We start from the raw sequence: 22699 nt of genomic DNA on the forward strand, positions 1-22699 counted from the left end.
AACAGAAAGGGGCGAACGGCCGTTGATTGGGGAAAAAGGTACAGATTCAGGCGAGAGAGTACGGTTACTGGAGGAACGCGAGTATTGGGTGAGCGAGTTATGCCGGGTTGCTGAGCCTGTGCTGCGCCTGCTTGCGGCTCGTGAGTTGAAAAAAACGATGCCCGTCCAGTCTGCTGCGGGACAGGATCGCTCCGATGTGACCCATCTGGAGGCGCTGGGCCGCCTATTATGTGGAATAGCACCCTGGCTTGAAGGCAGCGGCGGGGCAAATGAAGCAGAAGAGCGGCTTCGCCAGCAATATGCGGAGCTTTCACGGGCTGCGATTGCTGCTGGCTGTGATCCGCAGTCGCCGGATTATATGAATTTTGCAGAAGGCTTTCAGCCGATCGTTGATACAGCGTTTCTGGCGCAGGCGATTTTGCGTGCGCCGACGGAGCTTTGGGACAAGCTGGATGCCAAGGTGCAGAAGCACGTTGTCCAAGCTTTCAAACTAACCCGCTCGCGCAAGCCATTCGCCATGAACTGGCTGCTTTTCTCCGCGATCATTGAAGCGGCCTTGTACCGTATGGGAGAAAGCGACTGGGATCCGATGCGCATTGATTATGCCCTTAAGCAGCATGAGCAATGGTATGTCGGAGACGGAGCCTACGGAGATGGCCCGTCGTTCCACTTCGACTATTACAACAGCTTTGTAATCCAGCCTATGCTCGTTGACATCGTAGCAGCCGTTCAAGGCTGCTATGAAGATTGGGATGCAATGCAGGCGAGCATCACGGAGAGAGCGAAGCGCTGGGCGGAGGTGCAGGAGCGGCTCATTTCGCCGGAGGGCACATTTCCGCCGCTGGGCCGCTCGCTTGCTTACCGCTGCGGCGCCATGCAAAGCTTGGCGCAAAGCGCGCTGCTCGGCGAGCTTCCCGGCAGCGTTTCTCCGGCACAGGCGCGCTGCGCATTGACAGCAGTTATCCGCCGCAGCTTGTCTGTCCCCGGCACATTTACAGAGGACGGCTGGCTGACCATCGGCTTTTGCGGCAGCCAGCCAGACATTGGCGAGCATTATATTTCCACAGGAAGCCTGTATTTATGCGCGGCTGTGTTTCTCCCGCTTGGCCTTGCCGCGGAGCATCCCTTTTGGAGCGGCGAGCCTGAGGATTGGACAGCGCGCAAAGCGTGGTCAGGGAGTGCTTTTTCAATTGATCATGCAATAAAAGGGTAGCAGTCATAATAGGCAGCGAGATTATGAACAAGATTATGAGCAAGAGTATGATTACCAGCTACTAGCAGCGAGAGTAAGTGAAGAGGCGCAGCCATTTTCGTACAGGTGCGCTTTCTCTTATTTTTGCAGCTATCTGTGGCCTGCGCACTTTATAAATGCGAAGCTTCAGCCGCGCCTCAAACTTTTACAGAAGACCGTTTACCTTGGCATAAGCTCGGTAACAATGGATGAGGGGCTTTGCTAGCGCTGCATGAGTTAAAGCAGACGGTCGCATAAAGCGGTCTTTTTCCAGTGGTATGTAAATTTCCTGCAAAAATCGTCCTCAAGCACTTGAAATTAATAACGAAAAAAAGTATGATAAACATGATTGTTAGCACTTCATGCTCATGAGTGCTAACAAAAATAAGCGACAAATTTTTAAAGGAGGCTATTTTCAATGATCAGACCTTTGGGTGAACGTGTATTAGTAGAAGCGATCGCGAAAGAAGAAACGACTGCAAGCGGTATCGTTTTGCCAGATTCGGCTAAGGAAAAACCGCAAGAAGGTAAAGTGGTGGCTGTTGGCAGCGGCGCGCTGAAAGACGGAGTTCGCGTAGCGCTTGAAGTTAAAGAAGGCGATCGCGTCCTTTTCTCCAAATATGCGGGAACAGAAGTTAAATACGACGGCAAAGAGTATTTGATTATGAAAGAAAGCGACATTCACGCGATCTTTGAATAGGCTGCTCACATACAGCTTGACTGGACTTAAACGAAACGGCGCAGGCCGTTAAGCATACTTATATGAATATATTTTCGGGAGGTAAATGATAATGGCAAAGGATATTAAATTTAGCGAAGACGCTCGCCGCGCAATGCTGCGTGGTGTAGATGCACTTGCAAATGCTGTAAAAGTTACACTCGGACCTAAAGGCCGCAACGTCGTGCTGGAGAAGAAATTCGGCAGCCCGTTGATCACGAACGATGGTGTATCCATCGCGAAAGAAATCGAGCTGGAAGATGCATTCGAGAACATGGGTGCACAGCTTGTTAAAGAAGTAGCAACAAAAACAAATGATGTTGCCGGTGACGGTACAACTACAGCTACTGTTTTGGCTCAAGCGATGATTCGCGAAGGTCTGAAAAACGTAACAGCTGGCGCTAACCCAATGGTTATCCGCAAAGGTATCGAAAAAGCGGTTAAAGCTGCAGTTGAAGAGCTGCAAAACATCGCTAAACCAATCGAAGGCAAACAATCCATCGCCCAAGTTGCGGCTATTTCTTCCGCTGACGATGAAGTGGGCCAACTGATTGCAGAAGCTATGGAAAAAGTGGGCAACGACGGCGTTATTACCGTTGAAGAGTCGAAAGGCTTTGTAACGGAGCTTGAAGTGGTTGAAGGTATGCAATTCGACCGTGGATACATCTCCCACTACATGGTTACTGACACGGACAAAATGGAAGCTGTTCTGGATAACCCGTATATCCTGATCACTGACAAAAAAATTACAAACATTCAGGAAATTCTTCCTGTGCTTGAGAAAGTCGTTCAATCCGGCAAACAGCTTCTGATTATTGCAGAAGATGTTGAAGGCGAAGCGAACGCAACTCTGGTTGTGAACAAACTGCGCGGCACATTCACTTGCGTAGCTGTTAAAGCACCAGGCTTCGGCGACCGTCGTAAAGCGATGCTGCAAGATATCGCTGCTCTGACTGGTGGTCAAGTGATCACTGAGGAACTGGGCCTTGAGCTGAAATCGACTACGGTTGAGCAACTGGGTTCCGCTCGTCAAGTACGCGTAACAAAAGAAAACACAATCGTGGTTGACGGCAGCGGCGACGCTTCTGACATCGCGGCTCGTGTAAGCCAAATCCGTACGCAGCTGGAAGAAACAACTTCCGACTTCGACCGTGAGAAACTGCAAGAGCGTCTGGCTAAATTGTCCGGCGGCGTAGCAGTAATCAAAGTCGGTGCTGCTACTGAAACAGAATTGAAAGAGCGCAAGCTTCGCATCGAAGATGCCCTGAACTCAACTCGCGCAGCGGTTGAAGAAGGTATCGTATCCGGTGGTGGTACAGCTCTAATTAACGTATACAAAGCAGTTGCTGCTGTTAATGCAGAAGGCGACGAGCAAACAGGCGTTAACATCGTTCTTCGTTCCCTTGAAGAGCCGCTTCGCACAATTGCTGCGAACGCTGGTCAAGAAGGTTCGGTTATCGTTGAGCGCTTGAAAAATGAAGAAATCGGCGTAGGCTACAACGCTGCTACTGGAACATGGGTTAACATGTTCGAAGCAGGTATCGTTGACCCTGCCAAAGTTACACGCTCTGCATTGCAAAACGCAGCTTCCGTTGCAGCTATGTTCCTGACAACTGAAGCGGTTGTTGCTGACAAGCCAGAACCAAAAGGTGCTGGCGGCGGCATGCCTGACATGGGCGGCATGGGTGGAATGGGCGGCATGATGTGATGAAATCATTATCGAAGTAATTCGATGATGAGCGACCGCGCTTAAGCGGTAGATTTCATCGCCGATGGAGCAGAAAAGCGCTCCATGCGGTAATCAGGCTGAGAAGTCTGCAGCATCAAAAGTTTCCTTAAACGGAAACACCGTTTGACCACATCATGCAAAAATGAGAGACCTTTCATGAGTTCATTGAACTCTTGAAAGGTCTCTTTGATTTCGCAAAATCAATCTAATTCTTGCTCTAAAACCGCTTTTACTAAATGACGTACTTCATCTGTTGACGTTGTATCCATTAACTGGTTTCTTAGTTCGCCTGCGCCTCTAAATCCGCGAACATAGATTTTGAAAAAGCGAAGAAGCGGTTTAAATGAACGTGGCAGAATTTCTTTCGAATATTTATCGTGAAGATCCAACTGTAAAAGAAGCAAATGGAGAAAATCCTTTGCGCTATGTTCTTTAGGCTCTTTTTCAAAAGCGAATGGATTGGTGAAAATGCCGCGTCCAATCATGACGCCATCAACGCCGTATTGTTCTACTAATTTTAATCCTGCTGCGCGGTCAGGAATATCTCCATTAATCGTTAACAACGTATGTGGAGCAATTTCATCGCGTAATTTTTTTATTTCAGGGATTAGCTCCCAGTGTGCAGCTACTTTACTCATCTCTTTTTTTGTACGAAGGTGAATGGAAAGATTCGCAATATCTTGTTTCAAAATATGTCCTAACCAATCGCGCCACTCGTCAATGTTATGGTAACCTAATCTTGTTTTAACGCTAACCGGCAATCCACCTGCTTTTGCGGCTTGAATAATTTCTGCTGCAACTTCAGGATGTTGTATTAATCCAGCACCTTTTCCATTGGAAGCAACGTTTTGTACAGGGCATCCCATGTTTAAATCGATACCACGAAAACCGAGTTTTTTCATATCCATACTCATCTGTTCAAAAAATTCTGGTTTATTGCCCCAAATATGAGCGACAATCGGTTGTTCATCTTCTGTGAACGTTAACCGGCCACGTACACTGTCTTTTCCTAGAGGGTGACAATAACTTTCTGTATTTGTGAATTCCGTGAAAAATACGTCGGGCTTTGCAGCTTCACTAACGACGTGACGAAATACAACATCTGTGACATCTTCCATTGGTGCTAATATGAAAAATGGCTTCGGTAAGTCAAGCCAAAAATTATGTTCGTTACTCATAGTATCTCCTCTTGTTGCAATATATAAAAAAAGCTATGGCAAATTCCTTTATCCATCATACATCATACATAATATCATTTTTTTTCGTTTGATGCACTGAATCGATTGTGTGAGCGTAAACACATGATATTGACTTGGAAATATAGGGCTGATTTTTAAGGGGATTCGGATAGAAAACCTATGATAAGACCTAAAATACACAAAAAACTCACATCGTTTTGTTAGTATACCTTAGAGTTCACTGGAATATTTCAGTAGACTCTAAGGTGCTTTTTATATAGTTTGAGGTAATCGTACATGGTGGAATAAAAAGTAAAGTGGATAATTTACTTATCCACTCGACAGTGTTATATTATAAGCAACAGAAGCATATAATGCAGAAAGGAGCCGTGCGCTAACACGACTCCCCCTGCAACAGCTGCTTTTAAGGGCAGTAGGCTTTAATCAGGTGTTACGATCGAAATAGACCGCATTCCTTGACCAGGGGGCGGTCTATTTTCGTTTCTCGGACAGTAGCGCTACGATAAGCAAACCAAAAGTAAGCATGATCATGAGTGCTTCAAATACTGTCACAAGGCATCACCTCCCATAAACAGTCGCTTTATGGTCGGTCACGTCTGAGCCGTTTTGTGAACCAGTCATTCAGCCTACTTCCTATTCCAAGGAGGTGGGCTTTTTTATTTAATTGGTCAGCTTTTAACGATAAAAACTAAAGTATTTGTAAATCCTCATTTCTCTTGCGATCTTGCATTGATTAATCAACAAACAATAGGTATGATAAATGAGGCAACAAAAAAGCAATTAAAACAACACGAAAGCTACGTCGTTTTAATCGAAACGAAGTGAAAAACATGCAAGATATCGTACAATTTGAATGTGGATGAGGGATAGGCTTGGGGAAGCGTACGATCGGAAAGTCTGAATTTACTCGCGAGATGAAAGGATTAGTCGTTCCATCTGTGCTGCAAATGCTAGTTGCTAATTCATTCTCGCTCGTTAATATGCTAATGGTAACCAGCTTGGGAGATGGAGCAGTCGCGATTACTGCCGCAGCAGGCAGAATCAGCTTCATTTTATCAATGATTCTTACCGCCGTTTATGGAATGACCGCTTATATGACCCAGTACTATGGAAAACAGCAGTATATGCTTTTGCGTGCGACATTCGGTTTTATGCTGCTGACGGGTATCGGCATCAGTCTTCTGGCATTTGCTGCTGTGTCGATTTGGAAGGAGCCGATCCTCTCTTTATTTATTAAGGACGCTGAACTCATGCCGCTTGGCATTCAATACGTGACGATTATGGCGTGTGTTTTCCTAATCAGTGCGATTAGAGATGCTTATGCCCAGGCGCTTGGTTCTATAGGGAAGGTTAAGATCACTTTGTATGTCGGTCTATGTGCGATGGCCGTCAATATTACACTGGACTATGGGCTGATTTACGGCAGGCTGGGCTTGCCCGAGCTTGGTGTTGCAGGAGCTGCATGGGGAACGTTAATCGCTTCGGGTGCGAGTCTGCTGGTTTTGCTCGTTTTCATTTATAGTAAATCCTATTATGTAAACATTCGCGTCCGCGAGCTATTTAGCTTGCCTCTGCTGCTGCGCAAACAGGTATTGAAAACGATCACGCCGCTCGTGTTCCACGAAGGAATGTGGTCGATTGGCAATATGCTGTATGCCGTAGCTTTTGGGGCATTGGGTATCGCGGCATTGACTACCTTTCAGCTGGGGAATACGCTGCAGGGCTATTTTATGATGGGGATCCACGGATTTGCTTATGCAGCAAAGGTCATGATTGGACAAAAGCTGGGACAGGATGAGCCGGAGCAGGCGATGGATTATGCGCGCAGATTTACTCGCATTTCGGTCATTGCTGGTATAATCATAAGTGTTGTCATTATTATAGTTTCGCCGTTTGCAGCCTTGATTTTTCCTCACCTAAGCGCGGAGGTTCATGCATCATTAGGGAATGTGCTTCTGCTGCAAGCACTGGCTATGACAGCATTTTTCTTGAATAATGTGTGGATTGTCGGTATGTTTAGAGCAGGCGGAGATAATTTGTTTACGATGAACATGATTTTAATTACAACATGGGCCATTGCATTGCCAGCAGTATTTGTTGGCGTGTACGTGCTCCATCTGCCGCTTGAATGGGTGTATGCTTTATTTTTATGTGAAGAGGTTAGCAAAGCTTTGATCGGGTATAAACGTTATCGTTCCCAGAAATGGATGCGGAATTTAGCTGGGTCTAGCCCGGAAGCGCCAGCAGCGGCGGCATCTTTGTAGGGTTCTGGGTGCGTGAGAATAGTAAAAAAGTAGAATGGAGGGTTTGTGATGTCTCTCGCAGGCGAAGAAAGAAAGCTAAGCATTATGAACTTGCTGAATGAGCATGGGAAGGTCATTGCGGGCGACCTGGCGCGCATGTTTGAGGTTACAACAGAAACGATTCGCAGAGATCTCGATGAGCTGGAGAAGGAAAATAAGCTTAAGAAGGTGTATGGCGGCGCAATCAAGCTGAAGGTAGAAATAGAGCCTACATTGTTTGAAAGAGCCTGCATTAATCAAGAGGCGAAGGAGAAAATTGGCTATCTTGCTTTTTCACTAATCGACGATTATGACGTTATCTTTATAGATGAAGGCACGACACCGCTGCAAATTATCCCGTTTCTATCTCAAAAGCAGCAGGTAACCGTACTAACGAGCTCGATATCTGCCATGATGGCGTTGATTGAGCTCAAAAAAAGAGAGCAATTCGATGGCCGGATTATTATGCTTGGCGGCGAGGTGAATGTGAAGCATTCCCGTGTCACGGGCGCTATTGCGGAAGCTAATATGTCGGATATTTTTGTGAATAAAGCATTTGTAACCGTAGATGCCTTATCGATCGAGCACGGATTTACGAGCTATGATTATGAGAAAGCAACGTTGACCCGCAAATGGATTCAGCAGTCGGAAACGTCGATCATTTTGGCGGATTCATCGAAATGGAACAAGCGGTCCATGGTGAAAATATGCGATTTTGAAAATGTCGATATCGTGATTTCGGAACTGGAGCCCCCGGCCGAATGGAAGACGCAGCTGGAAGAGAAGAATACGAGATGGATGATGCCAACTGAATAGCAAAGCATGAGTAAAGCATGAGTAAAGTATAAGGTTTGAATCAAACGATCGAATGAAATAATCATATCATATGGTCCAATCAGATGGTTCAATCCGTCTTAAAAGCCAGTAGAGAAGCACTTCTTCTCTGCTGGCTTTTTTTGATGTTGTTTGTTGTTGTGTCAAAATTGTAATCCCTATGTTAAATCTTTCGAATCGCATTGTATTGGTCATTTTTTCGCAGTAGAATGTTTAAAACAACATAAATAAAAATAAAAGCAATAAAAAGCAAATATTTGCTAAGCGAATGGATAACTAGGAAAACAGGAGTGATGACGATGAAGGACGCCGTGTATTTAGACAAAAGCAAAAGAAAGTACAAGGGGAATTTGCATACGCATACGACATGGTCAGATGGATCGCAGGAAGCGGAGGATGTTGTGGCTGCTTTCAAGGCTAAAGGCTATGACTTCATCAGCATAACCGATCATGATATTTTCGCTCGAACGGCTGATTATGACACTGAATCCTTCATCGTGCTGCCAGGCATGGAAAGAGGCGGCTTGAATTTAGTGCCGGACGAAGACCCAGGTTACCACTTTGGCGTGCTGGATGATCCGACGATGCGACCGGAGAAAGAGAGATTTCATCATTTGCAAGCATTCGAGGTTCCCATTCCTTGGGAGGGGCCGCAATCCCCACAGAAGCTGATTGATGAAATGAAGGCGCATGGCAATCTCGTTATTTTCAATCACCCCGAATGGCATTTGACACGCTTCGAGGATATGGTGCAGTACGACGGTTTTTTTGCAGTCGAAATCTATAATCATGCAACAGAATGGACACCAAGCTCTTCTTATGGGGCGGCCTACTGGGATCATGCCCTTCAAAATGGCAAGCGCGTGTTTGGTATCGCTGCTGATGACTCGCATGAGCATGACCAGGGCAGCAAAATTTCTGAGTATGGCGGAGGCTGGGTATGTGTCGAGGCGGAGGAGCTTACGCAGCAAGGGATTATTACAGCCCTGAAGAACGGACAGTTTTATTCCAGTTCGGGTCCCGAAATTTTTGATTATCGTGTGGAGGATGGGTTTGTCCATGTGGAGTGCTCGCCCTGCCAGTATATGATGTTTAAAGCATTTCCGCTGCGCGGACCCTTTCTCGTGGAACGCGGGACGGGCGAGCTGATGTCCTCTGGAAGCATGAAAATTAAGCAGGGCATGCAATATATTCGGGTTGAGTGTGTGGACGAGAAGGGCAGAATAGCGTGGTCTAATCCGATCTTTGTGGCAGATTTGGCGGAGGGGGAATAGCGATGAGAGATGCTGTTATTTTAGATGCTGAGCGGCAAAAGTATAAAGGTAACATTCATGCGCACTCCGTTCGCAGTGACGGGGAATATACGATAGAGCAAATGAGAGAGGCTTATCGTTCAAAAGGCTATCATTTTATGTGCTTAAGCGACCATGAAATATATTTTCAGAGCGATGCGTATGACACCGGTGATTTTATTATGCTGGACGGCTATGAAATGGCATGCGAGATGGATCGTGAAACGACTGGCCAGCAGTATCATCTGCATGGACTATTGGACCGTTCGCTGCTGGCGGAGAAGCCCTTTCAGCATGATGAGGTGCATGAGAAGCCCGATTACGAGAGCCTGAATACGATTCAGCAATTGATTGACGACATGAGAAGCAAAGGCAATCTCGTCATTATGAACCATCCAGAATGGTCGAAAAATCGAGAAGAGGATTTGCTTCAGCTGGAGGGTTATGCAGCGATTGAAATCTATAATCACCAGTCGGAAATTCAAGAGGCGGTAGGCTACGGCATATCCTACTGGGACTATGTCCTAAAACGTGGCAAGCAGGTAAATGCCATTGCAGCAGACGATGCCCATGGTGGTCCGACGGAGATGGCAGTATCCGAATTTTATGGCGGCTGGATTGTCGTAGAGACCGAGCGATTAGAGCAGCAGGCGATTATTGAGGCGATGAAAGCAGGGCGTTATTACAGCTCCAATGGTCCGACCATTTATGATCTTCGCATGGAGAACGATAGGCTTAAGGTCAAATGCTCTCCTGTGCAGAGTATTCGCTTTATTACCTTTCCCCACAATGGCTTGGCTGAAATGGACCCAACTGGCGAATACATCACCGAAGCGGAATATTTCATTCAAAATGATGAGCAATATGTGCGAGTGGAATGTGTAGATGCATGGGGAAAAGTCGCATGGAGCAATCCTATCTATCCCAAATCCGAGTGGCAAGTATAGGAGGAGCTATGAGCAATCCATATGTATTATTGACGCCGGGTCCCTTATCCACAACATTAACGGTCAAAGAGGCGATGTTAAAGGATTGGTGCACGTGGGATCATGACTATAAAGCCATTGTCCAGCAGATTCGTCAGCAGCTGCTAGAGATTGGCCGCGCATCTCAGGAGCACTACACGGCTCTGTTCATGCAGGGCAGCGGCACCTTTGGGGTTGAAGCGACGCTTGGCTCAGTCATCCCGAATGATGGCAAGCTGCTTATTTTGCAAAATGGCGCCTACGGGAAGCGCATGGAGGATATAGCAAAGGTGCTCCATATTCCACATGCATCCCTTGAGTTTGAAGCGAATGAGCAGATAGATCCTCAAGTCGTTGAGAGGAAGCTTATTGAGGATTCATCAATTACGCATATCGCTATGGTCCATTGCGAGACGACAACCGGCATTTTGAATCCGCTGGAGGCGGTAATGGAGGTCATTAAGCGAAATCATCGAATTGCAATCATCGATGCCATGAGCAGCTTTGGCGGCATTCCGATTGGGGTAGAGGAACTGCAAATCGACTTTATCATTAGCAGCGCCAATAAATGCATTCAAGGTGTTCCAGGCTTCAGCTTTATGCTTTGCAAAAGGGAGGAGCTTATGAAATGCAAAGGGAGAGCGCGCTCGTTATCGCTCGATTTATATGACCAGTGGGAGACGATGGAGAACGACTCCGGCAAATGGCGCTTTACTTCGCCAACGCATGTCGTACACGCATTTGCACAGGCACTAGAGGAGCTGGCTGAAGAAGGCGGTGTGGAGGCACGCCATGCAAGGTATTGTACCAACCAGCAAATCGTTGTGGAAGGGCTGACGCTAGCTGGCTTTACGGCTTACTTGCCTAGAGAGCTGCAATCTCCGATTATTACAACCTTCTTGTATCCGACGCATATCCCTTTTGAATTTGAACATTTTTATAGCTTCTTGAAGCTGGCTGGCCTTGTTATCTATCCTGGCAAACTGACAGACGCCCAGGTATTTCGAATCGGAAATATCGGGGACGTGCATGCAAAGGATATGGAGCGTTTAAGTGAGCAAGTATTACGTTATGTTGGAGAGGTCAACTATGAAAATTGAAGGTGTTATTTTAGATTGGGCCGGGACGACCATTGATTACGGCTGTTTTGCACCCGTGCAGGTGTTTATGGATGTTTTTGAGGAGCTAGGCATTCCAGTTACGGTGGAAGAGGTTCGCGTTCCTATGGGGCAGCTGAAGCGGGATCATATTCAATCGCTGCTGCAAATGCCGAGAATAGAAGCTGTTTTTCAAGCAAAATTTGGCCGCAGCTATACGGAGACGGATATTAATGAGCTGCATGACCAGTTCGAGCCTAGATTGCTGGCTATCCTTTCGCAATACGGAAAACCAAACCCATATGTTGTAGAGACGATACGGCAGCTGAGACAGCAAGGCTTAAAAATCGGAGCGACGACAGGCTACACGTCCACCATGCTGTCCATCGTGGCGAAAGCAGCTAAGGAATGCGGCTATGAACCCGATCATTGGGTAACACCTGATCTTGTCATGGACAAAGGCAGACCGTATCCCTATATGATCTATGAGAATATGAAGCAGCTTGGCCTTCGCCATCATGCGCAAGTTGTAAAGGTTGGCGATACGATTTCTGACATACAAGAGGCGAATAGTGCTGGCGTATGGGCGATTGGCATTGTGAAGGGCAGCTCCATGCTGGGCTTTACGGAGGCAGAGGCGCTGCAGCTGACGCCAGAGGAAGAACGCCATATTATTGCTGCTGTGAGCCAGAGCTATATGGAAGCAGGAGCCCATGCCGTTATTGAGGACATGTCCGAGCTGCCAGCAATGATCGAGCAAATCAATGAACGTTTGATGAGGGAGGAGCTGCCCTATGCCAAACCGCATCAATAGCCGCATAGAAGGAGATATCAATGGAACGGATGCCCGTCAAGCTTGGCAGGATGAGCATCTAAGCGAAGAAACGCTTGCTGTACTCGAACAGGACAGCAAGCTTTTTCTTCATCAGTCTATGTCTACGCCATGCTTAAATGTCATCGTAAATGCAGAAGGCATTTACATTGAGGATCAGGACGGACGCAAGGTGATTGATTTTCATGGAAACAGCGTTCATCAGGTCGGCTACAAAAATGAGTATGTGATGAATGCCATCATGAAACAGATGCAGCAGCTGCCGTTTCTGCCGCGCCGCTATACGAGCCAGGTTGCTATTCAACTGGCCCAGAAGCTAGTCCAGCTTGCGCCGGGAGATTTGAACAAGGTGCTGTTTACGCCAGGCGGCACCAGCGCAATTGGAATAGCGCTAAAGCTAGCCCGCAGGGCAACTGGCAAGCACAAAACGATATCCACCTGGGATTCCTTTCATGGCGCAAGCTTGGATGCGATATCCATTGGCGGCGAAGCTGTATTCAGAAGCGGGATCGGACCGTTAATGTCTGGAACGGAGCATATGATGCCCTATAACAGCTATCGTTCGATCTTTGGAGAAGGAGAAGCCGCAGCTGCCAAAAATCTCGATTACTTAAGCTATATGCTGGAGCGGGAAGATGACGTGTGCGCGGTCATTCTAGAGCCGATTCGCAGCACGGATGTACAGATTCCTACCATTGCCTATATGCAGCGGCTGCGTCAAATTTGCGATGATTATGGGGTGCTGCTCATCCTGGATGAAATACCGACGGCATTAGGCCGTACGGGCAAAATGTTCGTTCACGAGCATTATGATATTGTTCCGGATATCGTTGTTATTGGCAAAGGCTTGGGCGGCGGCATTTTTCCGATGGCAGGCATTATTGCGAGAGAGCATCTAGATATTGCTGGCGATATTTCACTCGGACATTATACGCATGAGAAAAGCGCTGTAGGCTGTGCGGCAGCTTTGGCTACCATTGAATACATCGAACAGGAAAACCTGCTTGAGCACGCGCAAAAGATGGAGCAGTGGCTGACGCTGCAGCTTCAGGAGCTGCAGCGAAAGTATGCCGTAATCGGCGACGTTCGGGTGAAAGGCATGCTGGCGGCAATAGAGCTCGTATCTGATCGCGAGACGAAAGAGAAGGAAGTTGCAGGTGCTGAAAAGGTTCTCTATGAATGCTTGTCCCGCGGACTAAGCTTCAAGGTATCCGGCGGAAATGTCATTACGCTTGTTCCGCCATTAATTACAACCCTTCCACAAATGGAAGAAGCGATCGCGATTTTGGATCAGGCACTTGGGCAAGTGTTCACAAAATAAAACAGATCAATCATTTTGAAAACAATATCATTGCAATTAAAAGAATAAAAAAACAATTTATTAATGTGTAATTGACACAGGTTTTACAATTCTCCTTTATAGTTTAGTTAAGCCAGTGATAACTGGATAACGAGGAGGGTTTAAAAGCATGAAGAGGCTTGCACTTGGATTGGTTAGTGTAATGGCTAGTACCGCATTGTTAGCTGGATGTGGGACAGGCTCAAACTCTGGCACTGCTGCAAATAGCGGTACAGAGACTTCCAGCAATGGGGCGAAAATGAAAGAGGTCGTGATTTCCGTACGCGAGAACACATGGGGAGCACGGAAGGACAATTTTGTAGAAGCAGAAAAGCGTTTGAATGAACAATTGAAGCCGGAAAACGTGCAGGTGAAAATAGATTGGTGGCCTGGTATTGGCGATGATGAGCTGATTTTGCAGGCACAAGCGAATAAGGTAGCAGATGTATTTATTAACTCCAGCGTAGATATTGGCTGGCAGCTGAACGCTGGACTCATCCGTGATGTGGACTGGGTTGGAACTTCAGACGTGTTCAAAAATATGCCGGAGTCCTACAACAACATGATGAAATACGAGGACCATTACTATGGCGTCATTCAAGATATGGATGCTTCTCCCGTATTCATTAGCCGCAAAGCGCTGGAAGGCTTAGGCTGGACAGCGACGCAAATTGATGAGCTGAAGGCTAGCGTTGATGCTGGAACCTTCACATTCAGTGAGCTTGTGGATCTTGCAGATGCGGCCGTTAAGCAAAAGCTGGTTAAAGTAGGCTTTGGTGTTGAGGATACAAGGTTTGAAGGCTGGAATTATACATTCGGCAACTTCAATTATAGTGCGGAACAGAACAAGATGGTACTGTCGAAAAATACGCAGAAGGTTTATGAGTTTTGGCAGGACGCGAAGCAGCGCGGCGTAGTTACCGAGGGCATTGCCGAGATTGATACGGACAAGGCTGCCGAGCTGTTCATTAAAGGCGAATTGTTTGCTGAATTTGCCCGTACTGAATTTTATCAAGTGATGCGTACACAACTTGGCATGGAAGAGGACTTGGCTGGCTATGAAGCATGGTTTAAGGAAAATGCAATCTGGATTCCGGTTCCGTCGGTCGAGCAGGGAGGAAAACCTGTATCCTACAGCAATCCCGCGATGATCTATGTGGGACCTACTGTGGATGATGAGAAGATGCCTTATGTTCAAAAATTGATTGAGCATGTGCTGGATCCGGACCTGCAGGTTAATCATACGCTTAAGAGCGGCAAGCTGCCTGTAACAGCAGCAGCGCAGGAGGATGCCCGCTTCCAGCAAATGAGCTTCTACAAAGATCATGCTTATTTAATCGAATTTACGAAAACGCGCCCAGCCCAAATGGATTATGCGGTCTATATGAAATCCTTTACGCTTGGCATTGATGCCATTCTGACGAAAGGGCAAACCGCCGCACAGGCCTTTGAGTTATTCCAAAAGGATGTCAAGCAAAACGTGCCAGCGGACAGTCTCATTGTAGAATAACGATGATACAAGGAAAGGTGCTCTGATGACAGGAGCACCTTTCCATCTATTTTGCTTATAGGAAGCAGGTGCAGATCTCATTATGGAGATCCCGGTAACTTCAGCCAAGACAGCTTACAAGAAACCTTTTGCCAAGAAAGTGTACCCCTATTTATTCATTATGCCCTTTGCTCTTCTGGTGCTGGTCTTTTTTATTCTTCCGGCTATTGCGACCATTATTATGTCCTTCACTGATTTAAATGCATCCATGAAAATCAACTTTGTTGGTTTCGATAACTTCAAGCGAATATTTTCCGACTACAGCATGCCGCAAATTTTATGGAACACCGTTATATTTGCCGTGATTACGCTCGTGTTCTCTTTGTTTTTTGGTTTGTTTATATCGATCGCAACCCAGTACTTCTTAAAGGGCAAATTGACGGCAGTCATTTACCGTGTCCTATGGTTAATTCCGAGCATCATTCCTGCAGTTGTATATGTAACCTTCTGGAAATATTTATTTGATCCCACGGAGGGTGGGCTGATCAATAAATTTCTGCTCTTATTCCAGCCAGACAGCGATCCCGTCTCATGGTTTACGAAAATCGCTATGGCTATTGTGATCATTGCTACGATTGTATCTACAACTTCAGGAGGCATGATTTTATTATCTGCTGCAATCAGCTCGATACCTGAAGATTTGTATAAGGCTGCGAAAGTAGATGGAGCAAGTGAAAAATCGGTCATCACTAAAATCATCCTTCCATCCTTGAAATGGCCGTTAATGTATATTACGATATCCGATCTTATTGGCTTTGTGTCCTCCTATTTCTTCATCCTGCTGCTGACGAATGGCGGACCTATGCGCGACACGACGACGTTATCTCTATATGCGTACCAGCAGGCCTTTCATTTAAAATATTATGGCTACGGCGCCGCTCTTTCGCTTTTGGTTGTGCTGATCTCGCTTATTTTGACCTTATGGCTGCTGAGGCTGTTCGATTTTGATGAAATGATAAAGCCATCACGGATTGAAGATTAGGAGGCAAATATGTCGACAACGATTGTAAAAAAGCTGCTCGTGCACACGTATCTGCTGCTCTTCACGATGCCTATTATCGGTATGATTGTATGGTATTTTCTTGCAGCCACCTTTAATAGCATGACAGGCCAATTTTCGCTTGAAAACTTCAATTTTGTTAAGGAGCCTGTCGAGTATGCGGGCGTCCGTCTGCCAGCGATTTGGCCCATTGTTCTAAATACATTAGTTTATTCGTTTCTTATTGTATTGATTGAAATCGGCATTGCTGTGCCTGCTGCGTATGCGTTCTCTCGGCTCGATTTTAAAGGAAAGCTGGCCGCCATGAAGTTTCTGTTTCTTATGCGCTCCTTTCCGGGCATCACGCTCATTATCGCTACGTTTTTCATATTGGTTCAAATGGATCTAGTAAATACGTACTTTGGCGTTATCCTCGTTGCTATAACGGGCTCCTTGCCAGGCAGGGTGTATATTATGAAAGGTTTCTTCGATGAGGTGCCGTGGGATTTGGAATGGGCGGCGATGGTAGATGGATGCTCAAGATTTCGAGCGCTCATGAAGGTACTCGTTCCCTACGTATTGCCAGGCATCGGGGCAATTGCTGTTTTTGCCTTTTTAGGCGCCTACGGCGAATGGTTTCTATTCAAGCTGTTTATATTCGATGACAATATGCTGACGCTCGCCGGCTATCTGTCGCGGCTCGTAACGAAGGAAAATGTCATTATGAACTATGGATTAATTACAGCGATTGGTTTGTTTTATACGATTCCGCTAATCGTGTTTTATATTTTTACCCAGAAAATATTCCTGAAGGTGAATTTGGGAGGAGCAAAGCAGGTATGATTTCTCTTGTAAATATTGTGAAAAACTATGATGGCAAGCAAAATGGAGGCCGTGCGGTTGACGGATTGAATCTCGAAATCGCAAAGGGCGAATTTGTCGCGCTGCTAGGCCCTTCAGGCTGTGGAAAGACGACTACGCTAATGATGCTGGCAGGGCTGCTCAAGCCAACCTCCGGGGAAATTTATTTTAAGGATAAGCTGGTCAATCATGTGGAGCCGAAGGATCGAAATATCGGAATGGTGTTCCAATCCTATGCGCTGTATCCTCATTTGACGGTTCGAGACAATATTGCGTTTCCGCTTCGCGAGCGAAAAATGGCCAAGAAGGACGCCTACGACCGTGCTTTGCAGACGAGCAAAATATTGCAAATCGATCATCTGCTCGATCGCAAGCCGTCGCAGCTGTCAGGCGGACAGCAGCAGCGTGTCGCCATGGCGCGCGCACTGTCCAAGGACCCGGAAATTTTGCTGCTGGATGAGCCGATGTCCAACTTGGATGCGCGATTGAAATTGGATGTACGGGATGAAATCCGAAAAATCCAACGCAAATTAGGCGTAACGACTATTATTGTCACGCACGACCAAGAGGAAGCTTTGGCCATCTCTGATCGGGTAGCGATTCTTAACGGCGGGAAAATTCAGCAATATGCGCCTCCCAGCGAGCTGTTCAATCATCCGTATAACCTGTTCGTCGCAAGCTTTCTAGGCAATCCGCCTATGAACTTGATTGATGGCATAGTGGAGCAAAGAGAGGATCGGCAGTGGGTAAAGACGGAGCTGTTCGAGCTGGAAATTCCTCAGTCGCGCAGGCTGGAGGCACAGCATATTGGCAAGGCGGTCAAGCTGGGCATACGTCCGCATGATCTGTTCATTCCCGAGCAGCCAAGTGAGACATCGATTAGACTCGAAATTGATCTGATTGAGCATTTAGGCAGCGGGCAGCTCGTTAAAATGACGGATCGGGCTGGCCAGTCCGATATGATGATTCGTCTGCTGACCGATAACGAGAAGCGGTTAAAGGAACGCGAGACGGTCTCGATTGATATAAGGCCGGATAAAATCCATTTGTTCGATATGACAGATGAAGGGCGCAATCTATTGCAGTTTCAGTAGAATGAGAAGGAGAAAAGGATGACAATACCTAATCTTTTAATCGATCAGCATGTGCATTCCTCCTATTCGCCAGACTCCAGCTCAACGCTGGAGGAGCTTGTGCGATATGCGCTTGCGCTGGGAAAGCCAGCTGTCGTAACGACAGACCATTTAGAGTATGATTGCAAATATTTCAAACAGAATGTTCTCATTGATTGGAAGAGCTACAAGCAAGAAGTGGAAGAGCTGACACAGCGTTATAAGATGGAAATTCGCAAAGGCATTGAGGTCGGCTATCGGAGCGATTATAAAGACGTCATAAACGACTATTTGGCTCAGCAACAGTTTGACGTCATTCTGCTTTCGGCGCATAACGACGGCAGCCTTGATTTTTCCGAAAAAGCCTATCATGATCTGCCGATTCAGCAAAGGCTTAAGCATTATTTTACGCATGTAAGAGAGGCTGTCGACCAGATGGACAATTTCGATATCGTTGCCCATTTGGATTATGTAGCAAGATATACGACCTATCCGGTTGAGGAACAAGATATAGCGGCTTGCAAGCCTATTTTGTATGATATTTTAACGCTGATCATTGAAAAGCAAAAGGTGCTGGAGCTGAACACAACCGGACTTTATCGCCAAGGCTGGATTCATCCGCATCCGTATATTCTGGACATGTATGTGGATTTAGGAGGCAGAGCGGTGTCCATTGGCTCAGATGCCCATCAGGTGGGGCATTTAGAGCAAGGCTTCGCAGAAGCGATCGAGCTGCTGCAAAGCCATGACATTCGAGAGGTTGTGCAATTTAAGGGCAGAGTGCCTTATTCGGTGTCTATTTAGCTTCTGAAAGTGAACAAGCTAACTACAGCACATTTACCGCATGGCCGGTAGCAATCGACTCATCAATAGCCAGGGATAGACGAACATCGATTAAAGCCTCGGATAGTGAATAAAAGCTTTCTCCGCTTGCTATATATGCCGTCATGCGAGTCAAAACTTCGGCAATCGCAATTTCCTCATCGGATAGCTGGGCAGGGTAGTACGGATTGCGAAAAACGCACTCTGATCCTGCCCGCAATTCCCGAAGCGAAAGCGGAGCAAGGCTGCCCTCCAAGCCGTCTTGCATTCTTCTAATCGTTACGTCTTCATAGCTATTGGCACCTAATCCTCGGGTTACCTCATTATCCCGGATTTCCCCTTTAGAGCCGCGTATTAGTATGCGATTGTGTCGTATTGGCGAAAAATATTGAGAGCGTGCGAAATCAAGAACGGCACTTTTCCCATCTCCGAAAGTAATAATGGAAATATCCTGAATCTCGGTCTCCAGCCGGTCTTGCGCGGCTCGTCCTCGATGGGGCACTTCTTGAATGGGGAGTTCAAAACGTCGCGAAACGATTTGGCAGCTGGAATCCGTGACGGAAAGCCACTGTCTAATTAAACTGATGCCGTGATAGCCATGTGCCGTCGATACTTGTACGTGGCGTACTTCTCCCAGGCTTCCCGATTGAATCAGGGCGGTTCTGGCTTGATGATGCGGCTGCAAAAGGTATTGCTCGGCAATTTGGATACGGGCGCCGGATTGGATGAGCGAGGAAACGAGCTGATAGCCTTCGTCGTTGAAAGCCGGAGGCGTTTCGGCCAGCAGTGGAATGTCCAGTAACGCCGCTTCCTTCAGGACGTGGGGCATGGAAGTTTTCGAGACGGCTGCAACAAGAAATTCACAATGCTTGGCCAGCTCCTGCGGCGTTGAATAAAGGGTAACGCCCCATTGATCAGCAGCATGCTCATATTTTGCAGAATCTCTAACCACAATACCAATTATTTTAAATAAATGCGGCAATTGCTTGGCAATTCGCAAATAAGCTTCCGCTCTCCAGCCGAATCCGATGATGCCGAAAGGTACAGGTTTTAGCATGATTTATCTCCTTTAAAACAATCCCTATAAGTCTAATGAGAATAGTAACATATAAATATAACACAGTATGTAATTAGAAATCAACTATAAAAGCTTGTTATTTTGTGGGAGTTGGTTTATGATTAGGGAGGAAAATAAATGATGAATTTGAAAGTGGAGGTGAAAATAATGACGACAAACATGATGATGATGATGTGTATGGAAGAAATGATGTGCAAGATGAAATGTATGAAAATGATGATGGATTCCATGGACAGCAAAGAAATGATGGACAGCGACATGATGATGTCCAAGATGCAAGAGTGCGACGAAATGATGACTGGTATGATGGCTATGATGCGCGACAAAAAGGAAATGATGGCCTAAGCCTCGCTGGTCGGTCCTTATAAAAGTTAGCGGCATAGCAGACAACTGCTTGCCTTTTTTATTTTCAGCCCAAATAACTGTCTAATCGCTAGGCTTGCTTGATTTGTTTTGCTAGATTAACTCTTCTAAGCTTCAGGCTCCACAGCTGTTTCTCTATATTTAAATCCCCTTTAAATGCGCTATTGCGCAGCTGCTCATAAATGGCCAGCATTTGCCGAAGCACCTCATCATACTGGCGCCATAATAGCTCCTTAACGACTTCTTCCGAAGGGTAGCTCGGCACATTCATTTCCTGCAAAGCAGCTACAAGCTCAGCTTGCCATTCCTGATCCCCGATTTGCATAGCATAATTGATTAAATCCAAATGGTCATTGATCCAAATCTGAGTGTACGCCTCTACTGTCATGTCCGTTATCTCCCCGCTTAAGTTATATACCAAGTATTATACTCGGTTTTGTTGGTTAATCAACCTTTTTTTGAAAAATACGAAAAATAGGCTTCTGCTCAGCATTTGAGGGACAGGAAAGGTGATTTCCAAAAAAGTCCTTTAATCTTCCAAGTAAATCCTAAACATTGTGGGGTGAAAAAGTAAAAGCCCCGCTTTTATAATGATTTGCAAGCGTTTTCTTTTGCGACCGTATCTGAAATGCATCTACCATTTTTTGAGTTATTTTTCTGCATAATAAAGGAATCCGCAGCAACATCTGCGAATTATAGAGTTTCACTAGGAACAAGGGAGGAAGCCGAATGTATAAGGTGCTGCTGGTGGATGATGAAATGTTTGTCCGTAGAGGGCTGATGAATTTAATGGACTGGGAAGCCTTGGGCTATAAAATTTGCGGCGAGGCTGAAAATGGCATGGACGCGCTGGAGCAGATGAAGCGGCTTAATCCGGATGTCGTGATGGCGGACATTCGCATGCCGATGCTGGATGGCCTTGAATTGATTCGTGCAGCTTCGGAAAAGGAACAGGAATGTCCGGCCTTCATTATTGTAAGCGGCGTTCACGATTTTCATTACGCCCAGCAGGCGCTGCGCTATGGGGTTCATGACTATATATTAAAGCCTATTGATGAGGGCGAGCTTACGGCGACGCTGAAGAAGCTGACCGGAACGCTCGCCCTTAAGCGTATTGCGAGCTTGACGGGCGATAAGCTGGCTGCCGACTCGATTTTTGAAACGTTGATTAAGGGGAGCTTTAAAGAAGAGGATATGAAGACGCTATGCTCAGCCCTTGAGCTAGAGGAGGTTGGCACGTATGTTTATGTGCTGGCTGAACTGCATACAGGTGCCGCGGCCCAGGCAATAGAAGCAGCGTCAGAAACGGCAATAAAATCTGGAGTCCACATGGCGGGCACCACTGATACGACGTCGAAAGCCTTCACAGCCGCTTGCCAGGCGGCTATTCGCCTTATCCAACTTAGCCAATCCAACCCATTCAATCAATCCAGTCAAGCAATGGACAAAAAGCACGAATCACCAGCCATATTCACCTATGAGCAGCAAACGGGGCTGTATGGCTGCCTGCTGCATATGAACAGCTTGCTGGCGGACGATTCCGATGGGCATTATATTTTTCGCCTCTTGCACAGCACCTTGGAAAATCAGTTGGGACATCCGGTCACTTTGTACGTAGGCAATCCAGTTGAGCGGCTGCAGCATATTAAAGAGTCCTACCGCGGGGCGAATGAAGCGTTGGCCTATAAATTTGCTGAAGCGGACCAAGTTATTGTGCATGCGAGCCGTGTACAGGGAACACCGCTTTATTATTTTGATATGGAGGCAGCATTGTACAGCAGACTGATTGAGAAGGTGGAGGAAAATAAACCGGAGCAATATGCCGCTGACATCGACCTGCTGTTTCAGGCGTTTCGCGAGAAACGTTTTGCTCCTGATGCCGTATCGAATGCGATGGTCCGCTTCCTCATCGGCATCATTAATATTATTCGCAAAATGAATGGGGATGAAAAGCAGCTGAAGCAGCTTCCCGCTATGATGAATTGGCAGCAGCAGGGCACACGCTTATGCGATTTGAAGCAGCTGTTTCTCGCTTTTACGAACGAGGCAGCTGCCTACATCGCTCTGCTTCGCAGCGACCAATCCAAAGGCGGCATCGAGAAGGTTAAGAAATACATTGAGGCTCATTACAACGAAAATATTAGCCTAAAGGGGCTGGCAGGAAAGTTTTATATGAATTCCGTTTATTTGGGGCAGCTGTTCCGCAAAACCTATGGCGTCTATTTTAACGAATATTTGCTCAGCATTCGGGTCAGGGAAGCGAAGAAGCTGCTGCGGCAAACCGATATGCGCATGTATGAGGTGGCAGAGATGGTTGGCTTCCAGAATTCGGACTATTTTGTCACCCAGTTTGAAAAGCTGGAGAAGGTTACTCCAACCGACTATCGCAACGGCCTGTTTGACAAAACCTAAACGGA

21 protein-coding genes are annotated in these 22699 nt (G+C 46.5%); 17 read left to right on the top strand and 4 right to left on the bottom strand.

From position 1 onward, the window contains the following. Positions 1–22: 22 nt before the first annotated feature. The 3 genes from AC6B99_RS20830 (at position 23) to groL (ending at position 3657) form a co-directional block, all read left to right on the top strand. Positions 23–1213, top strand: coding sequence for a DUF2264 domain-containing protein (locus AC6B99_RS20830; protein WP_496664127.1), 1191 nt, complete (start codon positions 23–25; stop codon positions 1211–1213). Between the two features lie 436 nt (positions 1214–1649). Beyond that, the gene (groES, locus tag AC6B99_RS20835) at positions 1650–1931 is read left to right on the top strand and encodes a co-chaperone GroES (RefSeq protein WP_046229112.1); all 282 of its coding nucleotides are present in this window, start codon (positions 1650–1652) and stop codon (positions 1929–1931) included. Positions 1932–2022: 91 nt separating this feature from the next. Continuing rightward, on the top strand, positions 2023–3657 hold the full coding sequence (gene groL / locus AC6B99_RS20840) for a chaperonin GroEL (RefSeq protein ID WP_056043601.1): 1635 nt from the start codon (positions 2023–2025) through the stop codon (positions 3655–3657). A gap of 221 nt (positions 3658–3878) precedes the next feature. Here groL and AC6B99_RS20845 read toward each other — a convergent pair whose 3' ends face one another. Together AC6B99_RS20845 and AC6B99_RS20850 are read right to left on the bottom strand one after the other, a co-directional pair. Next, positions 3879–4856, bottom strand: coding sequence for a tRNA dihydrouridine synthase (locus AC6B99_RS20845; protein ID WP_496664128.1), 978 nt, complete (start codon positions 4854–4856; stop codon positions 3879–3881). A 492-nt stretch (positions 4857–5348) separates the two neighbouring features. Beyond that, positions 5349–5429 (bottom strand): putative holin-like toxin, encoded by an 81-nt coding sequence (locus AC6B99_RS20850; protein ID WP_414811807.1) that lies wholly within the window; start codon positions 5427–5429, stop codon positions 5349–5351. Positions 5430–5749: 320 nt separating this feature from the next. Here AC6B99_RS20850 and AC6B99_RS20855 point away from each other — a divergent pair, with 320 nt between their 5' ends. The 12 genes from AC6B99_RS20855 to AC6B99_RS20910 all read left to right on the top strand — a co-directional run bounded on the left by AC6B99_RS20855 (position 5750) and on the right by AC6B99_RS20910 (position 18823). Continuing rightward, the gene (locus AC6B99_RS20855; RefSeq protein WP_496664129.1) at positions 5750–7141 is read left to right on the top strand and encodes an MATE family efflux transporter; all 1392 of its coding nucleotides are present in this window, start codon (positions 5750–5752) and stop codon (positions 7139–7141) included. A 48-nt stretch (positions 7142–7189) separates the two neighbouring features. Beyond that, on the top strand, positions 7190–7975 hold the full coding sequence (locus AC6B99_RS20860) for a DeoR/GlpR family DNA-binding transcription regulator (RefSeq protein ID WP_496664130.1): 786 nt from the start codon (positions 7190–7192) through the stop codon (positions 7973–7975). Positions 7976–8292: 317 nt separating this feature from the next. Beyond that, positions 8293–9267 (top strand): CehA/McbA family metallohydrolase, encoded by a 975-nt coding sequence (locus AC6B99_RS20865; RefSeq protein ID WP_056043663.1) that lies wholly within the window; start codon positions 8293–8295, stop codon positions 9265–9267. Positions 9268–9269: 2 nt separating this feature from the next. Next, on the top strand, positions 9270–10232 hold the full coding sequence (locus AC6B99_RS20870) for a CehA/McbA family metallohydrolase (RefSeq protein ID WP_496664131.1): 963 nt from the start codon (positions 9270–9272) through the stop codon (positions 10230–10232). A gap of 8 nt (positions 10233–10240) precedes the next feature. Beyond that, complete coding sequence (gene phnW / locus AC6B99_RS20875; RefSeq protein WP_496664132.1) at positions 10241–11350, top strand: 2-aminoethylphosphonate--pyruvate transaminase; 1110 nt, start codon at positions 10241–10243, stop codon at positions 11348–11350. Further along, on the top strand, positions 11340–12161 hold the full coding sequence (gene phnX, locus AC6B99_RS20880; protein WP_496664133.1) for a phosphonoacetaldehyde hydrolase: 822 nt from the start codon (positions 11340–11342) through the stop codon (positions 12159–12161). The genes phnW and phnX overlap by 11 nt, the downstream gene beginning before the upstream one ends. After that, positions 12142–13500: an aspartate aminotransferase family protein gene (locus AC6B99_RS20885; protein WP_496664134.1), complete on the top strand. Its 1359-nt coding sequence runs from the start codon at positions 12142–12144 to the stop codon at positions 13498–13500. Before phnX ends, AC6B99_RS20885 begins: the two co-directional genes overlap by 20 nt. 148 nt (positions 13501–13648) lie before the next feature. Further along, entirely contained in the window at positions 13649–15028 is a 1380-nt protein-coding gene (locus AC6B99_RS20890) for an extracellular solute-binding protein (protein ID WP_496664135.1), read from the top strand. Between the two features lie 82 nt (positions 15029–15110). Further along, complete coding sequence (locus AC6B99_RS20895; protein ID WP_496664136.1) at positions 15111–16049, top strand: carbohydrate ABC transporter permease; 939 nt, start codon at positions 15111–15113, stop codon at positions 16047–16049. Between the two features lie 9 nt (positions 16050–16058). Next, on the top strand, positions 16059–16889 hold the full coding sequence (locus AC6B99_RS20900; RefSeq protein WP_496664137.1) for a carbohydrate ABC transporter permease: 831 nt from the start codon (positions 16059–16061) through the stop codon (positions 16887–16889). Then, positions 16886–18001: an ABC transporter ATP-binding protein gene (locus AC6B99_RS20905; protein ID WP_056043685.1), complete on the top strand. Its 1116-nt coding sequence runs from the start codon at positions 16886–16888 to the stop codon at positions 17999–18001. The genes AC6B99_RS20900 and AC6B99_RS20905 overlap by 4 nt, the downstream gene beginning before the upstream one ends. Positions 18002–18019: 18 nt before the next feature. Beyond that, on the top strand, positions 18020–18823 hold the full coding sequence (locus AC6B99_RS20910) for a histidinol-phosphatase HisJ family protein (protein ID WP_496664138.1): 804 nt from the start codon (positions 18020–18022) through the stop codon (positions 18821–18823). Between the two features lie 22 nt (positions 18824–18845). Here the strand turns inward: AC6B99_RS20910 and AC6B99_RS20915 are convergent, their stop codons facing one another. Next, positions 18846–19898: a Gfo/Idh/MocA family protein gene (locus AC6B99_RS20915; RefSeq protein ID WP_496664139.1), complete on the bottom strand. Its 1053-nt coding sequence runs from the start codon at positions 19896–19898 to the stop codon at positions 18846–18848. A 138-nt stretch (positions 19899–20036) separates the two neighbouring features. Between AC6B99_RS20915 and AC6B99_RS20920 the strand changes: the two genes are divergently transcribed. After that, positions 20037–20264: a hypothetical protein gene (locus AC6B99_RS20920; RefSeq protein WP_200931695.1), complete on the top strand. Its 228-nt coding sequence runs from the start codon at positions 20037–20039 to the stop codon at positions 20262–20264. Between the two features lie 88 nt (positions 20265–20352). On the opposite strand, the gene AC6B99_RS20925 is transcribed toward AC6B99_RS20920, so the two are convergent. Then, positions 20353–20670, bottom strand: coding sequence for a hypothetical protein (locus AC6B99_RS20925; RefSeq protein ID WP_056043695.1), 318 nt, complete (start codon positions 20668–20670; stop codon positions 20353–20355). Between the two features lie 341 nt (positions 20671–21011). Between AC6B99_RS20925 and AC6B99_RS20930 the strand changes: the two genes are divergently transcribed. Continuing rightward, entirely contained in the window at positions 21012–22694 is a 1683-nt protein-coding gene (locus AC6B99_RS20930) for a response regulator transcription factor (RefSeq protein WP_496664140.1), read from the top strand. Positions 22695–22699: the final 5 nt, after the last annotated feature.

The sequence above is a fragment of the Paenibacillus liaoningensis genome (assembly GCF_059609455.1).

Excerpts from the sequence above, each read along its gene's own strand:
- AC6B99_RS20930 (WP_496664140.1), top strand. The coding sequence starts at position 21,012 with ATGTATAAGGTGCTGCTGGTGGATGATGAAATGTTTGTCCGTAGAGGG.
- AC6B99_RS20905 (WP_056043685.1), top strand. The coding sequence starts at position 16,886 with ATGATTTCTCTTGTAAATATTGTGAAAAACTATGATGGCAAGCAAAAT.
- groES (WP_046229112.1), top strand. The coding sequence starts at position 1,650 with ATGATCAGACCTTTGGGTGAACGTGTATTAGTAGAAGCGATCGCGAAA.
- groL (WP_056043601.1), top strand. The coding sequence starts at position 2,023 with ATGGCAAAGGATATTAAATTTAGCGAAGACGCTCGCCGCGCAATGCTG.
- AC6B99_RS20910 (WP_496664138.1), top strand. The coding sequence starts at position 18,020 with ATGACAATACCTAATCTTTTAATCGATCAGCATGTGCATTCCTCCTAT.
- AC6B99_RS20890 (WP_496664135.1), top strand. The coding sequence starts at position 13,649 with ATGAAGAGGCTTGCACTTGGATTGGTTAGTGTAATGGCTAGTACCGCA.
- AC6B99_RS20900 (WP_496664137.1), top strand. The coding sequence starts at position 16,059 with ATGTCGACAACGATTGTAAAAAAGCTGCTCGTGCACACGTATCTGCTG.
- AC6B99_RS20845 (WP_496664128.1), bottom strand. The coding sequence starts at position 4,856 with ATGAGTAACGAACATAATTTTTGGCTTGACTTACCGAAGCCATTTTTC.
- AC6B99_RS20870 (WP_496664131.1), top strand. The coding sequence starts at position 9,270 with ATGAGAGATGCTGTTATTTTAGATGCTGAGCGGCAAAAGTATAAAGGT.
- AC6B99_RS20925 (WP_056043695.1), bottom strand. The coding sequence starts at position 20,670 with ATGACAGTAGAGGCGTACACTCAGATTTGGATCAATGACCATTTGGAT.
- AC6B99_RS20920 (WP_200931695.1), top strand. The coding sequence starts at position 20,037 with ATGATGAATTTGAAAGTGGAGGTGAAAATAATGACGACAAACATGATG.
- AC6B99_RS20915 (WP_496664139.1), bottom strand. The coding sequence starts at position 19,898 with ATGCTAAAACCTGTACCTTTCGGCATCATCGGATTCGGCTGGAGAGCG.
- AC6B99_RS20895 (WP_496664136.1), top strand. The coding sequence starts at position 15,111 with ATGGAGATCCCGGTAACTTCAGCCAAGACAGCTTACAAGAAACCTTTT.
- AC6B99_RS20865 (WP_056043663.1), top strand. The coding sequence starts at position 8,293 with ATGAAGGACGCCGTGTATTTAGACAAAAGCAAAAGAAAGTACAAGGGG.
- AC6B99_RS20860 (WP_496664130.1), top strand. The coding sequence starts at position 7,190 with ATGTCTCTCGCAGGCGAAGAAAGAAAGCTAAGCATTATGAACTTGCTG.
- phnW (WP_496664132.1), top strand. The coding sequence starts at position 10,241 with ATGAGCAATCCATATGTATTATTGACGCCGGGTCCCTTATCCACAACA.
- AC6B99_RS20885 (WP_496664134.1), top strand. The coding sequence starts at position 12,142 with ATGCCAAACCGCATCAATAGCCGCATAGAAGGAGATATCAATGGAACG.
- phnX (WP_496664133.1), top strand. The coding sequence starts at position 11,340 with ATGAAAATTGAAGGTGTTATTTTAGATTGGGCCGGGACGACCATTGAT.